Annotated in this window: 21 protein-coding genes and 1 pseudogene; 7 read left to right on the top strand and 15 right to left on the bottom strand. The window is 56.2% G+C overall.

What is annotated here, in order from left to right; genetic code table 11:
• The first annotated feature begins 23 nt into the window (after nt 1–23).
• Both rbfA and truB read left to right on the top strand, forming a co-directional pair.
• A complete protein-coding gene (gene rbfA, locus FHW16_RS04945) occupies nt 24–494 on the top strand; it encodes a 30S ribosome-binding factor RbfA (protein ID WP_182548004.1) in 471 nt (156 codons plus the stop codon).
• The gene (gene truB, locus FHW16_RS04940; RefSeq protein WP_182548003.1) at nt 495–1,469 is read left to right on the top strand and encodes a tRNA pseudouridine(55) synthase TruB; all 975 of its coding nucleotides are present in this window, start codon (nt 495–497) and stop codon (nt 1,467–1,469) included. It begins immediately after the preceding gene.
• A 221-nt stretch (nt 1,470–1,690) separates the two neighbouring features.
• Here the strand turns inward: truB and FHW16_RS04935 are convergent, their stop codons facing one another.
• Entirely contained in the window at nt 1,691–2,038 is a 348-nt protein-coding gene (locus FHW16_RS04935) for a gamma-glutamylcyclotransferase family protein (protein WP_182548002.1), read from the bottom strand.
• Nucleotides 2,039–2,080: 42 nt separating this feature from the next.
• Nucleotides 2,081–2,848 carry a class I SAM-dependent methyltransferase gene (locus FHW16_RS04930; RefSeq protein WP_182548001.1) on the bottom strand — a complete coding sequence of 256 codons (768 nt, stop codon included), beginning with the start codon at nt 2,846–2,848 and terminating at the stop codon, nt 2,081–2,083.
• Between the two features lie 199 nt (nt 2,849–3,047).
• Between FHW16_RS04930 and rpsO the strand changes: the two are divergent.
• The 3 genes and pseudogenes from rpsO to FHW16_RS04915 all read left to right on the top strand — a co-directional run bounded on the left by rpsO (nt 3,048) and on the right by FHW16_RS04915 (nt 6,937).
• Nucleotides 3,048–3,421, top strand: a pseudogene (gene rpsO, locus FHW16_RS04925) (30S ribosomal protein S15).
• A 219-nt stretch (nt 3,422–3,640) separates the two neighbouring features.
• The gene (gene pnp, locus FHW16_RS04920) at nt 3,641–5,785 is read left to right on the top strand and encodes a polyribonucleotide nucleotidyltransferase (protein WP_182547999.1); all 2,145 of its coding nucleotides are present in this window, start codon (nt 3,641–3,643) and stop codon (nt 5,783–5,785) included.
• A gap of 132 nt (nt 5,786–5,917) precedes the next feature.
• The gene (locus tag FHW16_RS04915) at nt 5,918–6,937 is read left to right on the top strand and encodes a class I SAM-dependent methyltransferase (protein ID WP_182547998.1); all 1,020 of its coding nucleotides are present in this window, start codon (nt 5,918–5,920) and stop codon (nt 6,935–6,937) included.
• A gap of 110 nt (nt 6,938–7,047) precedes the next feature.
• Here FHW16_RS04915 and fabI read toward each other — a convergent pair whose 3' ends face one another.
• The 3 genes from fabI to fabA are packed head-to-tail and all read right to left on the bottom strand — an operon-like array spanning nt 7,048 to nt 9,652.
• Nucleotides 7,048–7,863, bottom strand: coding sequence for an enoyl-ACP reductase FabI (fabI, locus tag FHW16_RS04910; RefSeq protein WP_182547997.1), 816 nt, complete (start codon nt 7,861–7,863; stop codon nt 7,048–7,050).
• 11 nt (nt 7,864–7,874) lie between these two features.
• Nucleotides 7,875–9,104 (bottom strand): beta-ketoacyl-ACP synthase I, encoded by a 1,230-nt coding sequence (fabB, locus tag FHW16_RS04905; protein WP_182547996.1) that lies wholly within the window; start codon nt 9,102–9,104, stop codon nt 7,875–7,877.
• A 32-nt stretch (nt 9,105–9,136) separates the two neighbouring features.
• Nucleotides 9,137–9,652, bottom strand: a complete 516-nt coding sequence (gene fabA, locus FHW16_RS04900; protein ID WP_091878644.1) for a 3-hydroxyacyl-[acyl-carrier-protein] dehydratase FabA — start codon at nt 9,650–9,652, stop codon at nt 9,137–9,139.
• A 223-nt stretch (nt 9,653–9,875) separates the two neighbouring features.
• Between fabA and irrA the strand changes: the two genes are divergently transcribed.
• Nucleotides 9,876–10,307: an iron response transcriptional regulator IrrA gene (gene irrA / locus FHW16_RS04895; protein WP_182547995.1), complete on the top strand. Its 432-nt coding sequence runs from the start codon at nt 9,876–9,878 to the stop codon at nt 10,305–10,307.
• An 83-nt stretch (nt 10,308–10,390) separates the two neighbouring features.
• On the opposite strand, the gene FHW16_RS04890 is transcribed toward irrA, so the two are convergent.
• Complete coding sequence (locus FHW16_RS04890; RefSeq protein ID WP_182548931.1) at nt 10,391–10,855, bottom strand: SH3 domain-containing protein; 465 nt, start codon at nt 10,853–10,855, stop codon at nt 10,391–10,393.
• A gap of 278 nt (nt 10,856–11,133) precedes the next feature.
• Between FHW16_RS04890 and FHW16_RS04885 the strand changes: the two genes are divergently transcribed.
• On the top strand, nt 11,134–12,135 hold the full coding sequence (locus tag FHW16_RS04885; RefSeq protein ID WP_182548930.1) for an NAD(P)-dependent oxidoreductase: 1,002 nt from the start codon (nt 11,134–11,136) through the stop codon (nt 12,133–12,135).
• 171 nt (nt 12,136–12,306) lie between these two features.
• Here FHW16_RS04885 and FHW16_RS04880 read toward each other — a convergent pair whose 3' ends face one another.
• The 9 genes from FHW16_RS04880 to recF all read right to left on the bottom strand — a co-directional run bounded on the left by FHW16_RS04880 (nt 12,307) and on the right by recF (nt 20,088).
• On the bottom strand, nt 12,307–12,720 hold the full coding sequence (locus FHW16_RS04880) for an aconitase X swivel domain-containing protein (RefSeq protein ID WP_182547994.1): 414 nt from the start codon (nt 12,718–12,720) through the stop codon (nt 12,307–12,309).
• Nucleotides 12,717–13,973 (bottom strand): aconitase X, encoded by a 1,257-nt coding sequence (locus tag FHW16_RS04875; protein WP_182547993.1) that lies wholly within the window; start codon nt 13,971–13,973, stop codon nt 12,717–12,719. The genes FHW16_RS04880 and FHW16_RS04875 overlap by 4 nt, the downstream gene beginning before the upstream one ends.
• On the bottom strand, nt 13,963–14,457 hold the full coding sequence (locus FHW16_RS04870; RefSeq protein ID WP_348643849.1) for a GNAT family N-acetyltransferase: 495 nt from the start codon (nt 14,455–14,457) through the stop codon (nt 13,963–13,965). Before FHW16_RS04870 ends, FHW16_RS04875 begins: the two co-directional genes overlap by 11 nt.
• Nucleotides 14,454–15,236, bottom strand: coding sequence for a molybdopterin-synthase adenylyltransferase MoeB (locus FHW16_RS04865; protein WP_182547992.1), 783 nt, complete (start codon nt 15,234–15,236; stop codon nt 14,454–14,456). Before FHW16_RS04865 ends, FHW16_RS04870 begins: the two co-directional genes overlap by 4 nt.
• 49 nt (nt 15,237–15,285) lie before the next feature.
• Nucleotides 15,286–15,600, bottom strand: coding sequence for a quaternary ammonium compound efflux SMR transporter SugE (sugE, locus tag FHW16_RS04860; RefSeq protein WP_105736796.1), 315 nt, complete (start codon nt 15,598–15,600; stop codon nt 15,286–15,288).
• Nucleotides 15,601–15,781: 181 nt separating this feature from the next.
• Nucleotides 15,782–16,078 carry a DUF6958 family protein gene (locus FHW16_RS04855; protein ID WP_182547991.1) on the bottom strand — a complete coding sequence of 99 codons (297 nt, stop codon included), beginning with the start codon at nt 16,076–16,078 and terminating at the stop codon, nt 15,782–15,784.
• Between the two features lie 148 nt (nt 16,079–16,226).
• Nucleotides 16,227–17,888, bottom strand: a complete 1,662-nt coding sequence (locus FHW16_RS04850) for an L-lactate permease (protein WP_182548928.1) — start codon at nt 17,886–17,888, stop codon at nt 16,227–16,229.
• A gap of 193 nt (nt 17,889–18,081) precedes the next feature.
• Nucleotides 18,082–18,786: a glutathione S-transferase N-terminal domain-containing protein gene (locus tag FHW16_RS04845; RefSeq protein ID WP_182547990.1), complete on the bottom strand. Its 705-nt coding sequence runs from the start codon at nt 18,784–18,786 to the stop codon at nt 18,082–18,084.
• Between the two features lie 138 nt (nt 18,787–18,924).
• Nucleotides 18,925–20,088: a DNA replication/repair protein RecF gene (gene recF, locus FHW16_RS04840; RefSeq protein ID WP_182547989.1), complete on the bottom strand. Its 1,164-nt coding sequence runs from the start codon at nt 20,086–20,088 to the stop codon at nt 18,925–18,927.
• Nucleotides 20,089–20,093: the final 5 nt, after the last annotated feature.

Here is a 20,093-nt window from a genome sequence, read left to right as displayed (position 1 = left end):
CTGTATTTTGGGATACGATTGATATGTCTCGTTTACCGACTTCCGGACCTTCACAACGCCAGTTGCGCGTCAGTGAGCAAGTGCGCCACGCGGTTTCTCAAGTGCTTCAGCGCGGTGATGTCCGTGATGAAACGCTGGAAAATGCCGTTGTCGCCATTTCCGAAGTGCGCATGTCCAACGATTTGAAGATTGCGACCTGTTTTGTCTCGCCTATTGGCGCAAAGGACAGTGATGCCGTGATTGCGGCCTTGAACAAGAATGCGAAATTTATTCGCGGCAGAGCAGGCGTTTACCTCAAGCAAATGAAGTATATGCCGGAATTCCGCTTCCGCATCGATACAAGCTTTGACAACTACGCCAAGATCGACGCGCTGCTGCGCAAGCCGGAAGTAACCCGCGATCTCAACGATCATGATGACCACGATGATGATGACGGCGATATCGATCCCAATCCGGGTGACGTGCCGGGTCACGGCCCTGACGGAAACAATTGAATGTCGAGACAGCGCAAGAAAAAGGGCCGGCCCGTATCCGGCTGGCTGATCTTTGACAAACCCAAGGGCATGGGTTCGACCGAGGCCGTTTCTAAGATCAAGTGGCTGTTCAAGGCCGAGAAAGCCGGACATGCGGGTACGCTTGATCCGCTCGCATCCGGCATGCTGCCTATTGCGCTGGGCGAGGCGACAAAGACCGTTCCCTATGTAATGGACGGCACCAAGATTTATCGTTTCACCGTCACTTGGGGTGCTGAACGCACAACGGACGATATGGAAGGTGATATTACGGTTACCGCGGATCAACGCCCGGATGAGGCCGCAATCACCGCGGTTCTGCCCAAATATACCGGCGTAATTCAGCAGATTCCGCCAAAATTCTCTGCCATCAAGATTGCAGGCGAGCGCGCCTATGATCTGGCCCGTGGTGGCGAAGAGGTGGAAATACCCTCGCGTGAAGTAGAAATCGATCGGCTCGAACTGATCGAACGACCGGATGCCTCAACGGCGATTTTTGAAGTCGAATGCGGCAAGGGCACTTATGTCCGCTCGCTTGCGCGGGATATGGGGCGTGATCTCGGCTGTTACGGTCATATTTCCGATTTGCGCCGCATTGAAGTTGCGCCCTTCGATGAACAGGATTTTGTCACGCTGGAAGAGCTGGAAGCCGCGCATCCACCGGTTCCCGCCGAGGCCGAGGAAGGCTCTGACAATTCCTATGAGAGCATCAACGCGCGCTTCTCGGTGATGGATGCATTTCTGATTGATACCGTTGCTGCTCTGGAAAGCCTTCCGCAGGTGCCCTTGTCCGACGATCAGGCGCACCGCATCCGTATGGGCAATCCGGTGATTCTGCGTGGCCGCGATGCGCCCGTGGAAGCCGACGAAGCCTGTGTGACGAGCAAGGGCAAGCTTCTCGCGATTGGTTTCATCGAACAGGGCCAGTTCAAGCCGAAGCGCGTCTTTACGGCTTAGGTTTCAGAAGCTCAGTTTGTATCCTCTGTGTGGGTGTGGGTGTGGTTCGTGGTCGTGGTTCGACAAGCTCACCGTGAGGGAGATAGCAGCTACAAGGCCAACCGGAACATTGCAGTCTGAACATCCTCGCAGAGTATAGGCTCCCTGCAATCCTCACTCTCCCTCATGGTGAGGTTGTCGAACCACGTATATTGGTTATACAACTTACAAGCCTATAAATCTCAGGCCTTCACATAAACCCAAGCGTTGATTCCGGACGTCAACCGCACTTCGATCCGCTTGTAATCAGACACTTCATAGGCGTCGGCTGCGGCGAGTTCCTTTGCTGTAATCTCAAACACGGTTCCGTCCACTTCATCCGACTGATTGTCACTCGGCATGACGATGGGATGAAAATTGCTGCCGCTGGCGCGAATGACATCGGGATCGGTGATCTCGATCATCGATTTCTTGAAGCCAGGCATTGCATCCGGCGAACCATTCAGACGGCGACCGAAGGAAGACAACTGGACGCCCTCCTGCTGCAAGGTTCCGTAGGAAAAAAGATGGATGTCAGGTGTGTCATTCATAGCGCGCCAAACTCCTCTATCGCCTATTCTTATTGGCGAATATCAATCCTTGACGCAACTGTAAGCCGCGGTGTCGTAGGGCAGGGTCACTTCCGTTTTGCCGTTCAGGGATGGTTCGTGCGCAATAAGGCTGCGAACTTCAGCGGCAACCTGCTCCTGTTTTTCTGGCGGCAGCGCTGCGATGAAGCTGGTGGAAAGCACGCGATTGACGATGACGTCCTCGGGAGCGCCGATATGGCTGTTGGAAAAGTGGTGTTCCCTCAGTACGCTGAAGCCATTGAACGGAAAAGGCTTTTTCCATTCGCCCGTATAGTGGCGCGGCGTGTCACCTTCGTAGGGTGCAAAGATGTCAGCCAGCTTCGCGACCCACGGAATACGTTCGTCACGCGTATTCCACACCAGTCCAAGGCTGCCGCCCGGTTTGAGTACCCTGTGAATTTCCGTCAACGCGGCTGCCGTAGCAAACCAGTGAAACGCCTGGGCGCAGACAACTGCATCCACCGATGCATCTGCAAGCGGAATTGATTCTGCAGTGCCTGCCTTGGCCGTAATCTCAGGATATCTCTCGGAGAGTTTCTGGAGCATTTCGGCGACGGGCTCAATGGCAATAACTGCTGCCCCGGTCGTCATAAGCCGAAGCGTGAACTTGCCGGTTCCAGCCCCGAGATCCACGACAGTCTTGCCGGGTTCGAGATCCAGTTCATCGCGCAGCCACGCGTCGAGTGCGGGCGGATAGTCTGGGCGGCCGCGTACATAGCTGTCAGCCTTTGCAGCAAAACCCACGGCGGCGGCCTGATGAATGGTACTCATGATTTTACTCCAGATGAAAGGCGGGCAAGCCAATATGGAAAGGCGGCTTGGCAAAATCGAGGCAGGCATGGACGCCGTGTTCGTGCCGGAATTGAGTTCTATCTTAGGATGGCAAAATTGATATGACCGTTTTGCCTCGATTCGATAGCTGAAAAGCACCCGAATCATTTGCGGCTGGTAATTTGTCACATTTTCGACTATACGGCCCGCAGCGATAGGCTTTGCCTCCGCTTTAACTGGCCCCCGCTGGACGACATCCCGGCCGTGGGCATCCCGTTTTCCCTTCAAAAGAAAGGATATACGATGTCGATTACCGCTGAACGTAAGCAGGCACTGATCTCTGAATATGGTACAAAGGCAGGCGACACCGGTTCTCCGGAAGTCCAGGTTGCTGTCCTGACAGAGCGCATTGTTAACCTGACCGAACATTTCAAGGACCACAAGAAGGATAACCATTCCCGCCGTGGTCTGCTCAAGCTCGTCTCGACGCGCCGCAGCCTTCTTGATTATCTCAAGAAGATTGATCAGGGCCGTTATCAGACGCTGATCGAAAAGCTCGGCCTGCGCCGTTAATAACGGATTAAACCGGCGGTTGCGTTTGTTCGCTCCGCCGGTTTCGTTCATCCCTGACAAGGCGTGAACACTACTCATGAGACACGTCATGGGGCAGGATTGCTGGCAACTCGGAGAGACGAGTTGCAAATTGTCTTGCCCGTGATTGGTCTAAACGAAACGGAAGAAGGATGCTGCTATCCAAAGGGATGCGCGTTTTTCTCCACTCAAGGACAAAATATGTTTAATCAACACAAAGTTGAAATCGAATGGGGCGGTCGTCCGCTCATTCTGGAAACGGGCAAGATTGCCCGCCAGGCTGATGGCGCAGTTCTTGCCACATACGGTGAGACCGTGGTTCTTGCCACTGTTGTTTCCGCCAAGGCACCGAAGGCTGGTCAGGACTTTTTCCCGCTGACCGTCAACTACCAGGAAAAGACTTACGCAGCCGGCAAGATTCCCGGTGGTTACTTCAAGCGTGAAGGCCGTCCAAGCGAAAACGAAACACTGGTTTCGCGCCTGATCGATCGCCCGATCCGCCCGCTTTTTGCTGACGGCTACAAGAACGACACACAGGTTGTTCTGACCGTTATCCAGCACGACCTCGAAAACAATCCTGACATCGTTTCGCTGATCGGCGCTTCGGCTGCCCTGACGCTATCAGGCGTTCCTTTCATGGGCCCGATCGGTGGTGCACGCGTTGGCTATATCAACGGTGAGTATCGTCTGAACCCGACTGTTGATGAAATGCCGGAATCAAGCCTCGATCTGGTTGTCGCCGGTACAGGCGAAGCCGTTCTGATGGTTGAATCGGAAGCGAAGGAATTGGCTGAAGACGTCATGCTCGGCGCCGTAATGTTCGGTCACAAGAGCTTTCAGCCGGTTATCGATGCGATCATCAAGCTTGCTGAAGTCGCTGCCAAAGAGCCGCGCGATTTCCAGGCTGACGACCTTTCCGCTGCTGAAACAGCGGTTCTCAAGGTTGCTGAAGCCGATCTTCGTGACGCTTACAAGATCACTGACAAGCAGGACCGCTACAACGCGGTTGACGCTGCCAAGGCCAAGGTAAAGGCGCATTTCTTCCCGGAAGGCGTTGAAGAGCCAGAATTCTCGGCAGAAGAAATCGCAACTGTGTTCAAGTCGGTTCAGGCGAAGATCGTTCGCTGGAACATTCTCGACACCGGCAGCCGTATTGACGGCCGTGATCTCTCGACCGTTCGTCCGATCGTATCGGAAGTCGGCCTTCTGCCACGCACCCATGGTTCGGCTCTGTTCACCCGCGGTGAAACACAGGCGATCGTTGTTGCAACGCTCGGCACCGGCGAAGACGAACAGTATGTCGACTCGCTGACCGGCATGTACAAAGAAACCTTCCTGCTTCACTACAACTTTCCGCCCTATTCGGTTGGTGAAACAGGTCGCATGGGTTCGCCCGGCCGTCGTGAAATCGGCCATGGCAAGCTCGCCTGGCGCGCTATCCACCCGGTTCTGCCTGCCAAGGAACAGTTCCCCTACACGCTGCGCACGGTTTCGGAAATCACCGAATCCAACGGTTCGTCCTCGATGGCGACTGTTTGCGGCACATCGCTTGCCCTGATGGATGCTGGTGTTCCACTGCTCCGTCCGGTTGCCGGTATCGCCATGGGCCTGATCCTTGAAGGCGAGAAGTTCGCTGTTCTGTCCGACATTCTCGGCGACGAAGATCATCTCGGCGACATGGATTTCAAGGTTGCCGGTACTGAAAGCGGTATCACCGCTCTCCAGATGGACATCAAGATCGACGGTATAACCGAAGAGATCATGAAGGTTGCTCTGGGTCAGGCCAAGGACGGCCGTCTGCACATCCTGACGGAAATGGCAAAAGCCATCACCGAAGGCCGTTCGGAATTGGGCGAATTTGCTCCGCGCATCGAAGTCATGAACATTCCAACCGACAAGATCCGTGACGTTATCGGTTCTGGCGGCAAGGTGATTCGTGAAATCGTCGAAAAGACCGGCGCGAAGATCAACATTGAAGATGATGGCACGGTCAAGATCGCGTCCTCCTCTGCCAAGGAAATCGAAGCAGCCCGCAAGTGGATTCACTCGATCGTTGCTGAGCCTGAAGTTGGCGAAATCTACGAAGGCACAGTCGTCAAGACCGCAGACTTCGGCGCATTCGTCAATTTCTTCGGCCCGCGCGATGGTCTGGTTCATATTTCCCAGCTCGCTTCCGAGCGCGTTGCCAAGACCTCCGATGTGGTCAAGGAAGGCCAGAAGGTCTGGGTCAAGCTCATGGGCTTTGACGAACGCGGCAAGGTTCGCCTGTCGATGAAGGTGGTCGATCAGGAAACCGGCAAGGAAATCGTTCAGGAAAAGAAGCAGGCTGAAGAAGACGCTGAATAAGCCTCTTGCTTTGACTTGATAAAAGCGCGCCCCAGTGGCGCGCTTTTTTCTTGGCGGAGTTCGATTTGCATGGAAAATTCCATCCAAACCAATTCCGCTCTAGATAGACATATTGATGGATGGATAATCACCATGGCCAACGGCGCGCTCAAGACGCTTTTTCTGCCCTTTGAAGACGAGATATTGCCGGTTCCAGGCGCAGGCCGTACATGGCTTTTTCTCGGTGCCGAGGTGGAGCGCGATATCGATCCTGCCTGGAAAGATGTCCTCACCGCCCTTCAACCATTCAGGCCGGATTATCTGTCCTTGCAAAAGGCGGGCTTCCAGGCGGTTTCCCGTCTTGAGGGCAGCGAACGGTTCAACGGTGCCTTGATTCTTCTTGGCAAGCATCGTGGGCGCAATGAAGCATGGCTGGCACAGGCTTTGCGCCATGTTGAAGCCGGTGGCCAGATCGTAGTGGGCGGCGATAAGAAACTTGGCATCGACAGTTTCCGTAAAACCGTCGAAAAATTTGCGCCCGTTACCGACCGTCTGTCCAAGAACCATGCTGTGGCATTCTGGTTCACCCGCCCTCAGGTTATAGACGATGCACAGGTGCAGGCGCTTGTTGCCGAACCGACGGTGGTGGAGGAGCGTTTCACCACTGCTCCAGGCATGTTCTCCCATACGGCCATAGACAAGGGTTCGGCGCTGCTCGTGAAGCATTTTACCGGGCGTATCAGCGGCCACGTGGCTGATTTCGGTGCCGGTTGGGGCTACCTTGCCAGCGAAGTCCTGAAGCACCCCGAGAAGCTGAAATCACTGGCGCTCTATGAAGCGGATTTTGAAGCCGTCGAAGCGGCCCGGCTGAATCTCACCGGAACGACCGAATTGCCATTGTCGTTCCACTGGCATGACGTGAACGGCGAAGCCATCACCGAGATTTACGATACCATCGTTATGAACCCGCCATTCCATGCAGGGCGTAGTGCTGACCCGACCATGGGGCAGGGATTTATCGCTACTGCTGCCAAGCGCCTGAAGCCGGGTGGCAAGCTGTTGCTGGTCGCCAACCGCCAGATGCCCTATGAAGCGGCCCTGAAGTCACTCTTCCGCTCTGTCCTGCCCATTGAGGACGTCGCCGGCTATAAGATCATCGAAGCGAAGAAATAGTCAGTTCGCTTCGCTTTTCCATCGGGGGCACTCGGCCTGCGCCCTTCAACAAAAATCCCGCAAAACCAAGCTTGGCTTCGCGGGACTGCTGTCAATTCCGGCAGGAGGGATTATTCCTTGCCGTCGTCGGATTTCTTCAGTTCTTCCAGCGTTGGCATCGAGACGATGTTGTAGCCGGAATCCACATAGTGGATTTCGCCCGTCACACCACTTGCAAGATCCGACAGGAGATAGAGCGCCGAGCGGCCCACATCTTCGATATCAACGGTGCGGCGCAGAGGTGCATTGCGCTTCTGGTAGGAGAACATGGCGCGTGCATCGCCGATGCCTGCTCCAGCTAATGTGCGGACCGGACCAGCGGAGATCGCGTTGACACGGATGCTTTCCGGACCGTAATCGGCTGCCAGATAGCGTACCATCGCTTCCAGAGCAGCCTTTGCCACACCCATGACGTTGTAGTTCGGCATCACTCGGGTGGAACCGCCATAAGTCAGCGTCAGGATGGAGCCGCCGTTCTTCATCAGCTTTGACGCGCGCTGCGCCACTTCGGTGAAGGAATAGGCCGAGATCACCATGGTGCGGCTGAAGTTGTCACGGGTGGTCACATCGGCATAGCGGCCCTTGAGCTGTGATTTGTCGGAAAAGCCGATGGCATGAACGACGAAATCAATTGTGCCCCATTCCTTTTCCAGTGTCTCGAACACGGCGTCGACCGTTGAAATGTCCTCAACATCGCAGGGAAGCAGCAGCTTTGAGCCCAGTTGTTCAGCCAGCGGCGCAACGCGCTTGCCGAATGCGTCACCCTGATAGGTAAACGCGAGTTCGGCACCGTTATCGGCCAGCTCCTTGGCAATTCCCCAGGCAATGGAATGGCTGTTCGCGACCCCCATAATGAGACCGCGTTTGCCTTTCATCAGTTCACCCATATTCTTCCCTCTCAACCCTGGAAACGCTGGAACACCAGCGTTGCATTGGTGCCACCAAATCCGAAGGAGTTGGTCAGCACCGTATCCAGTTTGGCATTGTCGATCCGCTTGCGCACAATAGGCATGTCCTCGAATGCCGGATCGAGTTCTTCGATATTGGCGCTTTCGGCGATGAAATTGTGGTTCATCATCAAAAGCGAGTAGATTGATTCGTGAACACCGGTCGCACCCTGCGAGTGTCCGGTCAGTGATTTTGTTGCCGAAATTGGCGGGCAACCGGCTTCCGCCGTGCCGAACACTTCGCGAATGGCTTCGATCTCCTTGAGATCACCAACAGGCGTCGATGTGGCGTGCGGGTTGATATAATCCACCTTGCCCTTCACGTTTTCGATTGCCATCCGCATGCAGCGCGCCGCACCTTCACCGCTCGGTGCAACCATGTCTGCACCATCCGATGTCACGCCATAGCCGACGATTTCGCCATAAATCTTGGCGCCGCGTGCCTTGGCATGCTCCAGTTCTTCCAGAACGAGCACACCGGCGCCACCGGAGATGACGAAACCATCGCGATTCTTGTCATAGGCCCGCGAGGCAATCGAAGGCCGGTCGTTGAACTTTGATGACATGGCGCCCATGCCGTCGAAGAGGACGGAAAGGGTCCAATCGAGATCCTCGCAGCCACCGGCAAACATCATGTCCTGTTTGCCGTACTGGATCATCTCGAAGGCGTTGCCGACACAGTGATTGGATGTCGCACACGCTGATGAAATGGAATAGTTGACGCCCTTGATCTTGAACCATGTGGCAAGCGTTGCCGAAGCGGTCGAAGACATCGCTTTCGGCACGGCAAATGGGCCGACCTTCTTGGACGATCCCGATTCGCGGGTTTTGTCCGCCGCCTCAACGATGGTGCGCGTGGATGAACCGCCGGAACCCATGATGATGCCGGTGCGTTCGTTGGAGATCTGGCTCTCGTCGAGACCTGCATCGGCAATGGCCTGATCCATGGCCACATGATTCCATGCTGTTCCGCCACCGTGGAACCGCATTGCGCGCCGGTCGACCAGTGTTGCCGGATCAAGCGTGGGAGCGCCGTGCACCTGACTGCGGAAACCATATTTCGCATAGTCTTCGGCGAAGACGATGCCCGATTTCGCTGCACGCAGGGATTCCAGCACCTCCTGCACGTTATTTCCGATAGAGGACACGATACCCATGCCCGTCACAACCACTCGCCGCATTGCGATCTCCTTGAAGGTATTGCGTTGCCCTATCAGGCAGCGCTTTCCTTGAACAGGCCAACCCGCAGGTCAGTTGCCTTATAGATAGTTTCGCCATCGGCTTTTAACCAGCCGTCCGCAATGCCTAGCACCAGACGTCCACGCATGACACGCTTGAAGTCGATACCATATTCAACAAGTTTGGTCTTTGGCGTGACCATTCCGGTAAATTTCACTTCGCCGGTCGACAAAGCACGGCCTTTTCCGGGTTCACCAAGCCAGCCCAGATAGAAGCCGGTCATTTGCCACATGGCGTCAAGGCCCAAGCAGCCCGGCATGACAGGATCGCCGATAAAATGGCAGGGAAAGAACCAGAGGTCCGGTTTGATGTCGAATTCGGCCCGAATATAGCCTTTGCCGTTTTCGCCGCCGGTCTCGGAAATCTCGGTGATGCGGTCGAACATCAGCATGGGGGGCGCTGGCAACTGGGCATTGCCCTGACCGAACATCTCTCCGCGGGCGCAAGCAAGGAGCTCTTCATACCCGTAGCTTGATTTCTGTTCTGGCATTCTGTCTCCCATCAATTGCTTCAATGCTGGCGCTTTTGCGCGGGCGGACCCTATCACAGAGTGTTTCTTGCTGAAAACGGTCTGTTGGCTTATCCCTAACGGAATGGCTGAATTGCGGCCTATTGATCGATTTCGCAAGACGGCATATATCAATGATGTAACACGATAGACAACAGTCTATGGTGAGACTTTTGATATCATTTAACGGAGTGGCAGACGGGCCATGCATATTTCTTATGAGATTGATGCCGACGTACCCTTGCAAGAGCGCCTGCGCTTTGCGGGTTTGCGTCCTACCCGTCAGCGTATTGCGCTTGCAAGCCTGATCTTTTCCAAGGGTGATCGTCACCTTTCGGCGGAAGAGCTGCACGAAGAGGCACTGGGTGCCAACGTGCCCGTTTCGCTGGCAACGGTCTACAACACCCTGCACCAGTTCACTCAGGCAGGGATGTTGCGTATCCTGGCCGTTGAAGGTGCGAAAACCTATTTCGACACCAATGTTTCCGACCATCATCACTTTTTCGTCGAAGGCGAAAACGAAGTGATCGACATTCCGGATGGTTCTGCCATGGTTGGCAGTCTTCCTCCAGTGCCCGAAGGGATGGAAATCGTCAACGTGGACATCATCATCCGCCTGCGCAAAAAGCGTGGCTGATTGCATCGTAACCTTTGCCCGTCACGGATAGCGAATCGTGCAAATGTAATCGGGCTTGTGTCGGCTGACGCGGGCTCTACAGATTAATCGAACTTTTCACCCGGATAAGCACCCCAGATATCGGATTGGCGCATCCAACCGCTGGCCCCGCTGAAAACCAGCCGGCACCAGTCACCATTGCACATCTTGAGAGTTGCCAGAACGCCGGGTTGCACCTGCGCCACGACATTCGCCTTGTCATCGGCGCTGCGGTAGACATTCAGCATGACATTGTCCTTGTCGCGCTGCCACGGGGCAGTCATCGCCGTGCGTTTGCCTGACAACAATGACTGATAGACCCAGCCTTCCGTTCCCTCGGAATCGCGAATGCGCCGCCAGTTGTCATATTCCTGCACGATCTCGACCGGCAAGCCGGATTTGAGAAACAGCCATGTCACAGCGTAATCGCGCCCAGGCCCGACGCGCAAATTGACGCGGCCAGGCTTCAGGCTGACAAACCGCGGTAAGGGCAGCCCGCTTGGACCGACCTGCTGGGCCGCGTAAACCATTGCCGAACCGGAAAACGCGGCGGGAGCGGCCACCAGAAAAGCTGATGCAATACCGGTGGTCAGTACGAAAGAACGAATGAATGAGATGCCCAACAAAACCAGTCCTTCATCATTCCCTGCTCTTTTCCAGCGATTATGCGGTTGAACGAGGAACGATCCCTATTTTTCTTTGTCTTTGATGCGCCGCCTTGATAGACAAGTATCGGAGCTCAAGAGCAATTGCAGTTTGCAATGACTTGGTTAAAGAGGTCTCAATACCATCGGAAAAAGGGAGGGGAATATTGGTTAGCAAGAAGCCTCTGGTCGTCATTACCCGAAAACTGCCCGATTCCGTTGAGACGCGCATGCGTGAACTCTTCGAAGCGCGGCTGAATGTCGATGACCGGCGGTTGTCAAAGGCGGAACTGATCGAAGCCGTCCAGCAAGCCACTGTTCTCGTACCGACCGTTACAGACCGTATAGATGAAGAGATCATCAATGCGGCTGGTCCCAATCTGAAGCTCATCGCCAATTTCGGCAATGGCGTCGATAATATCGATGTTCCTGCTGCCGCCAAACGCGGCATCACTGTCACCAACACCCCCAATGTCCTGAGCGAAGACACGGCCGATATGACCATGGCTCTGATGCTGGCTGTGCCGCGCCGGCTGGTAGAGGGTGCTTCCATTCTTCTCGACGATGGTAAATGGGAGGGCTGGGGGCCGACATGGATGCTTGGTCGGCGAATCTGGGGCAAACGTCTCGGTATTGTCGGCATGGGCCGCATCGGTACTGCCGTTGCCCGCCGCGCCAAGGCATTTGGCCTCTCGATCCATTATCACAACCGCAAGCCGGTCAGCCCAAAGACCGAAGCGGAACTGGAAGCAACCTATTGGGATAGTCTCGATCAGATGCTGGCCCGCATGGACATCATCTCGGTCAACTGCCCTTCCACGCCAGCTACATTCCATCTGCTATCGGCTCGCCGGCTGGCACTGATGCAGCCGACCGCCTTTATCGTCAACACGGCTCGCGGTCAGATCATCGACGAACAGGCACTTATTGCCCAGCTGGAAACCGGAAAACTGTCCGGTGCGGCACTCGACGTTTTTGAACACGAGCCCGCTGTGAACTCCAAGCTGCGCAAACTTGCCAAGGCGGGTAAGGTCGTCATTCTTCCGCATATGGGGTCTGCGACCCTGGAGGGCCGTATCGACATGGGCGAGAAGGTGATCATCAACATCCGCACATTTATTGATGGACACCGCCCTCCGGACCGGGTGCTACCCAACAGGGTTTAGAGCCTGCAATGGCATTGTACGCGGTTCTTGGTTCGACAAGCTCACCATGAGGGAGAGTGAGGATTGCAGGGGGCCATATTCTGAAATTTTTCAGATTGCCTTTGCAGCTCACCCATCTCCCTCATGGTGAGCTTGTCGAACCGCGCACGATGCCAATGCAAACGACACGGCTTATTGAACGTTGACGATCCCGGCACCATCAATTGCAAGCTTGTGATTGCTCAGATTGGCAAACGCCTGCCGATCAAGCCTCAGCGCCATGGGCGTCTCATGGCCCATTTCCTGCGCCACGATCAACCCGAGCAGAAGAATGGCGTCAGGTTCATGCAGGATGATTGCTGCGGGTGCGAGGCCGGCATAGACCAGCTCTAGAAGCACGGCCGCGGCCGATGATGAACCGATGGTTCCCGGCAGACACAGAACTTTTCCAGTAACGGCGATGCCATGCTGCGGATGGCGCACATCGGCAATCAGTCCGGTTTTGGGATTAACACCGCCCCAGAAGCTGATGGGTGCCGTCAGGACCAGAGCCTCGGCATCGGCGGGTTGCCCGTGAACGAGAATCTCTGTTTGCAGTTGGGTCATGCGGCCGCTCCAAAGACGGGACGTCCGGCAACCGCACTTTCCACGCATTCGGCCATCGAGCCATAAATCACGCCGTAGCCCGTATTACCGGGCGCATAATGGGCGAACTTGCCGGAATTGGTCATGAGCACGGCGTTGTCGATCTCGGGCAGGATGGGCGTGACGACGACGCAGGTATCGACAACAACAATGACACCACTCTTTTCCAGTGTACGGCGCTGGCCGCTACTTTCGAGCGTGGCCAAGGCGTGACGGCCGGTGCAGGCATAGAGCGGTACAGTCAGAGGGCGTCCGGCGATCAGGGCTTCCAGCCTATCAAACTCGGCATTGGAAAGATGCGGACTGCCAATGGCCACAGCGTGAATGGATGCCGCATCTGCCGCCGTCGACAGTCTGTGGCGCGAGTCCCTGATCATGTCGCTTGTGACTTTGATCGTGGTCTCCGGTGCCTGGTGGTGTAGTGCCGTTGCAAGGTCGAGCGCTTCCGGTGTCACACCCGCCACATGGAACAGCCCGACTGAACCGGCGGATGCCGAAGCGGCGCCAAATGCCTTCAGCCCATCGTCTCCGGGGTGGTGATGGATACCTGTGACGACGCCGACGGAGTCCCCGACTTCGCGACCGAATAGGCTGCCGAGAATAGGCCAGGCGACCTCGGAAGCCAGAAACCCGGCATCAAGGTCTGAAACGTCAAATACGATCGTGGCGCGACGATTTTCCGGACGATGAAATCCATAATATGGGGCGTAACCTGCAATGGCGCAGGCAATATCGAGAAAGTCGCCATAACGGTTGGTGCGCGCGCCAAGAACTGAATTGCAGAAGACAACCGCATTCGATTCGCCCCAGGCAACATCACTGCCGAGGGCGGGGCGATGACCTGCCTGATAGGGTGCGCAGGTCCAGGTCGGCTCGCAGCCAAGCGTCCGATAGGCATCCATCATCCGTCGCGCCATTCCGCGTTCACGCGGCTCCAATCGATTTCTCGAGCAGCCAGTCAAGTCAAGCGAACCGACATTGAGGGTGGCTCGCACCGCAACTTTCGCTCCGCCTTCCACGAGTTTCTCGGCAAACAGTGTGCCGGAATCACCGTGATAAAGGGCACCGTCTATATGGGCGGAAGCGATGGGGATGAGCGAGGGCGCGCCCATTAACCGGGCCGTTGCAGCAACAATACGGATAGCCATCGCAGCACCGGCGCCGCGCGAGCCATTGACGATCGCCTGTTGCTCCGCGGTGAGCTCAAGCACCATGGCCCAGATCCTTGCGCATGGTAATGGAGGTTATCCGGTCGAACCCGGGATGCGATGTTTCGGCGGTTTTGCGGAAACCCAGCCGCTCAAACGTCTGATGATTGTCTTTGAGTTCGATACGGGTCTGCAATTCGATGACGGGCTTTCCAACGCTACGCGCAATGGCTTCCGCGCGGGCCAGCAGCGCACGGCCGATGCCGCGTCCTTGATAATCCCGAGCAATAGCAAATTTGCCGAGATAGAAGTGATCGCCGCGATCGGCGAGAAACAGGCAGCCAACGACTGCAGTATCGATGAACGCGACAACCGCAGTCTCGGTTTCAGCCTTTTGACGAAGTGTCCGGATAGTCATCTCAACCGCCGAAGAGGGGGGATCAATCAGCGGGTTCATATAAGCAAACGTGTTCGTGATGAGGGTCAGCAACGCCTCCCAGCGATCAAAGTCGCTATCCAGCGTTGTGATATGAACATTGGATGGAGTCACGCCGTGGCTCCGGCGACACTTGCCTTGTACTTGATGGTCTCGAAGCGCGAGCTTAATGCATCGTAGAGCAACAGCCTGCCAATCAACGGTTCACCAATGCCGATAATGAGTTTGATCACCTCGGTCGCCTGCAAGCTCCCTATGACACCCGGCAGCACGCCAAGAACGCCGGCTTCCGCGCAGGTTGGAACCAGACCCGGTGGTGGCGCGGAAGGGAAGAGATCGCGATACGAAGGGTTCTGCTCACCCTTGGCATTCTGCTCATAGGGTTTGAGCGTCGTTAAAGAACCGTCGAAGCGGCCAAGCGCCGCCGAAACCAGTGGGCGTTTTCCCGCCGCGCAGGCATCTGCGAGCAAATAGCGTGTGTCGAAATTGTCCGAGCCGTCGACGATGATGTGATAATGGCCGATCAGGTCGGCGACGTTGTCGGGTGCGATGCGCATTTCATGTGCCTCGACCGTAACATGCGGGTTAATCGCTGCGATAGCACGGGCGGCACTTTCAACCTTGGGCGCGCCCACAAGGTCCGTATCGTGGATGATCTGCCGTTGCAGGTTGGAAAGCGAAACCCTGTCATCATCGACAATGCCAAGTGTGCCAACGCCCGCAGCAGCCAGATATTGCAGCACCGGCGCTCCAAGTCCACCGGCGCCCACCACAAGCACACGCGCGCGCTTGAGCTTTTGCTGACCAGGTCCGCCAATCTCCGCAAGGATGATGTGGCGGGCATAGCGCTCGAGTTCGGCAGAAGTGAAGGCTGGTTTTTCAGGCTTGGTCATACCAATACATTAGAACAAGATCGAACCGGAATGCAGCATCCGATTTGTCTCAGGCAAGAAATTTCAGCCCGGCAATGCCGGATACGATCAGTCCAATACAGACAAGGCGGATGACGGTTGCCGGCTCACCGAAAAGATACATGCCAAGCAAGGCGGTGCCGACGGTCCCGATACCGGTCCAGACCGCATAGGCACTGCCCACGGGCAGTTCACGCAGGGCAAGACCCAGCACGAGAACGCTGATCACCATGCTCGCACCGGTCAGTACCGAAGGTGTCAGGCGAGTAAAACCATCAGTGTATTTGAGCCCGATAGCCCAGCCGATTTCAAAGAGTCCTGCGACGACGAGATAAATCCAGGCCATGACGACCATCCTTTTTCTTATGCGGGCCGTCCCGGCTGTATTCAGACGCGGTGTCTTCAACCCGCGTGGAGGTCGTCCTCCAGTGCTCTATCTAGGCCGCCACAATTGCGCGGGCAAGTGTGGAAAGGCTGAGTAATTTTGGTGTTTAACATCAAGGAGAATGAAAGGAGATCGCCATTGTTTACGCCTTGTATAGCCGTATGGGACTGGTCTTTTCCCGCTTCACCACACCTTTCGCTTCCAGATCAAGCTGAACAGCCTTGGCCCACCATCCGGCTTTGGCACCACCGGGAAAAACCTCCTGTGACAACACATCAGTCAGACATTCGCGGATTTCCGCCACTGTCAGCCCCGGTGCCGCTACCGGCAGGACTTTCATATAGGCGTCCTTCATCGCGTTATATTTGACCTGATCAAGACGTGTGCTGTTACCCGGATGATTGACGTTCTCGACTTTGACTTTAGATGATTGTGCCATGTCATTTCCTCCTTCTGGCAGTCGTTCATAGTGGGGTGTTGCGATAAAGACGTACGGGCGCGCGCAAAGCCGACAGGTAATGTGAAATAATTCATGGCAAATCGCGGCCGGAAGACCGCGATGTGGTTTTGCAGAACGCTCATAAAACTCAAGGCGGGGTGACGATCATCCAGGTGAAGACGTAAGCCTGCAGCATCACTAGAACGCCAACGAGGCAGGCAAGCACGATTGAGTGCTTGAAGACAAAACGCAGGATCGTGCCTTCATGCCCGTACCAGTTGGTCGCTGTCGAGGCGACGACGATGGATTGGGCGTCGATCATTTTGCCCATGACGCCGCCGGATGAGTTCGCCGCCCCCATCAGAATCGGCGAGAGGCCAAGCTGTTCCGAGGTAATTTTCTGCAGATTGCCGAAAAGAACGTTGGAGGCCGTGTCCGAACCGGTCAGTGCCACACCGAGCCAGCCGAGCAGCGTGCCGAAGAACGGGTAGAGCACCCCGGTTGCCGCGAAGGCCAGGCCGAGCGTGGCGTCAATGCCGGAAAGCCGGGTCAGGGTACCGATGGCCAGCATGGCAGAAATGGTAATGAGGGAATAGGAGCAGAGCTTGAGGGTTCGGCCATAGACCCTGAGCATCTCAAGTGGCTTGTACCCCATTACCAGACCCGAAATAACCGCCGCGATCAGCATGCCCGAGCCTGTATAGGACAGCCAGGTGAATGCGAACACTGCCTTCTCAGGTGTGGGCTGCGCCGCAATGGGCGCGACTTTCATGATCAGATTGTTCAGACCGGGAACACTGTAGCTCAGTGTAGCCCAGGGATTTACGGCATTCTTGAACCAGTCCGTGCCCCAGAGGAGAAGCACGGCGCAGACGATGATCCACGGTGTCATGGAGGCCCAGACCTCCGCCCGGGTCGGGGTGGTTTTCGTGGTCTTTACCGGCGGCACCTGCGATGCGGAATCATCGCGGGTTCGCAGGGCTGGCGATGTCCAAATGACCTTTGGCTGCCAGATGCGCAAGAAACCGATCAGGCAGGCCATGGAGATCAGCGATGCGCCGATATCAACGATCCATGGGTTGATGAAGTTGGAAATGAGGTATTGCGGCACGGCGAAGGACACGCCCGTGACCAGAATGGCCGGCCAGACTTCCTTCATGCCCCTGTATCCTGCAAAAGCCCAGACGACCCAAAATGGTATGATGAGCGAGAAGATCGGCAACTGCCGTCCGACCATCGCGCCGAGCAGGAATGGATCAATGCCGGTGACGCTCGAAAGCCCGGCGATCGGCGTTCCCAGCGCTCCATAGGCGACAGGCGCCGTGTTGGCGATCAGGGAAAGGCCGGAAGCTGCCAAAGGCGAAAAGCCAAGTCCGATCAGGATTGCTGCCGTTACCGCCACTGGGGTTCCGAAGCCAGAGGCCCCTTCAAAGAACGCTCCGAAGGAAAAGGCGATAAGCAGGATTTGCAGCCGCCGGTCACGCGTGACGCCGCCAATCGTGTTCTGCAGCGTCTCGAACACGCCTTTCTCCACCGTCAAGCGATAGAGAAAGATAACGTTGAGGACGATCCAGCCAATCGGGAAGAAGCCCGTGATCACGCCGAGCAGCGACGCTCGGATCGACATGTCCGCAGGCATGGTGAAAATGAAGATCGCGACGAGATTGGCGGCAACAAGCGCGATGATAGCGGCGATGTGCACCTTGACCTTGTTGGATGCGATCATTGCCAACAGAATGACAACGGGTATGGCCGCTGCCAGCGTTGAAAGAACCGAATTGCCGAACGGATTGTAGACCTGATTCCACATCATGAATGCCCCCCATCATGAAGCACCGCAACGATCCGAATACCTCGAACAATCGTTCGGTACTCTAATATATGTGTCAGATTGATCTATTTGTTACGGCGTTCTCGGCAGAATGCAACCGGAGCAATGGCAAACGCCGCCAAAACGGCGGCGTTCACGGGTTTTTCAACAGGCAATGCAGAAAAAGAAGTGTTTACGGGCGCTTGGGTATATCAAGACCGCGCTGCACGGCCGGGCGTGCAAGACCCCGTTCCAGCCATGCCGGTACGTTCTTCAGGCTGGCATAATCCACCAGTTCACCCGCTCCGTAGAAGCCGACCAGATTGCGTACCCAACCCAGCGTTGCGATATCAGCGATGGTGTATTCATCGCCCATGATCCATTGGCGGTCTTCAAGCTGTGTTTCCAGTACGCCGAGCAAGCGCTTTGACTCGTTCACGTAGCGTTCAAGCGGACGCTTGTCCTCGTACTCGCGGCCGGCAAACTTATGGAAAAAGCCGACCTGACCGAACATCGGGCCGATCGCGGCCATCTGGAAGAATACCCACTGAATAGTCTGGTAGCGCAGTGCCGGATCTGCGGGCAGGAACTTGCCGGTCTTTTCGGCGAGATACAGCAGAATGGCGCCCGATTCGAACAACGGCAGGGGCTTGCCGCCGGGACCATCGGGATCGATGATCGCGGGAATCTTGCCATTCGGATTCAGCGACAGGAATTCCGGTGTCCAGCTTTCGTTCTTGCCGATATCAACCAGATGCGTTTCGTAGGGCAGTCCCAATTCTTCCAACATGATGGAAACCTTGACGCCGTTTGGCGTAGGCAGAGAATAGAGTTGCAGGTGGTCAGGGTGCTGTGCCGGCCAGCGTTTAGTGATGGGGAAGGTGGAAAGATCAGGCATAAGGATTCCTTTATTGGATCAAGGCTCCGCGCAATGATAGCCGGGGCCGTAGAGGCCTTGTTTCATGGGGTTATCGCAGAAAGAATTCGATTCTTTGACATGCTAACACGCTCACAGACGGACTTTCTATTGCCCGTTCTATCCTGAGTGCACTTCTCCGTGAGACACTTCAAAAAACTGCGCGCGGCCGCTGAGGCTGGAAAACAGCGAACGGTCTGTGCCGGTCATGAAGGCCTGTCCGCCAAGATCTTCGATGATATCAAAAAGCGCGGCGCGGCGGCCCTCGTCGAGATGGGCGGCAATCTCGTCCAGCAGCAATATGGGCGCCATCCCGGCGAGTTCACCGGTGAGACGCGCATGGGACAGGATAAGGCCGATCAGCAAGGCTTTTTGCTCGCCGGTAGAACACAATGCCGCTGGCATAGCCTTGGGCCGGTGGCGTACCAGTAAATCGGAGCGGTGCGGACCATCCAATGTTCGCCCCGCAGCGCGGTCGCGATTGCGCCCGTCATGCAGTGCCCGGCGAAAGGTTTCTTCCACATCCGTTGCCGATTCGATGCCGACGCGTGCTTCGAGTTCACCGTCGAGAATGCAGTCGGCTTTGGGAAAGGGGCTGTCATCCGGCAGCCGCTCGATCATGCCATTGATCAGGCGCATCAGTTCGGCGCGCGCGGCGGCAATTGCGATACCAAGTTCCGCCATAGGCGTTTCAATGGCATCAAGCCAGGCGCTGTTGCTGCGTTCTTCCGTCAACAACCGGTTGCGGCTGCGCATAGCCTTCTCGTAATCCAGGACCCGGCGGCCATGGGCCGGATCAATGGCAAGCACCATGCGATCGAGAAAGCGGCGCCTATCCCCGGCCGGGCCGGTAAAGAGGCCGTCCATGGAGGGAACCAGCCACAGAATCCGTGAATATTCCAGGAGATCGTCGGCGCTTGATGCGGTCACACCATTGATACGCACGCGCCGCGCCGTGTCGCCTGGCGCATTTCCGGCGAGTCCGGTGCCGACGTCAACGGAGCCTTCTTCGGTCTCGATGGCCGCGTGGATGGCAAAACCATCAGGCGCTTCATTGCGGGTAACGTCCGTATAGGTGGCGCGGCGCAAACCACGGCCAGGAGAAAGAAACGAGACCGCCTCAAGCAGGTTGGTCTTGCCGGACCCGTTCTCACCGGTCAGCACCACATGCGACGGACCGAGCCGCAGCGACAGGTTTTCGTAATTGCGGAAATGCGCAAGCTTCAACCTGCTGATCGAAACACGGGCCGGTTTGCCCGCGTCCGTTCTGGGATTATCGGTCACAGCGG

The organism is Phyllobacterium myrsinacearum (genome assembly GCF_014138285.1).
GTDB lineage: Bacteria > Pseudomonadota > Alphaproteobacteria > Rhizobiales > Rhizobiaceae > Phyllobacterium > Phyllobacterium myrsinacearum_A.
Note: the sequence above shows the minus strand (reverse complement) of the source record. Positions and strands in the feature narration are given on the sequence as shown.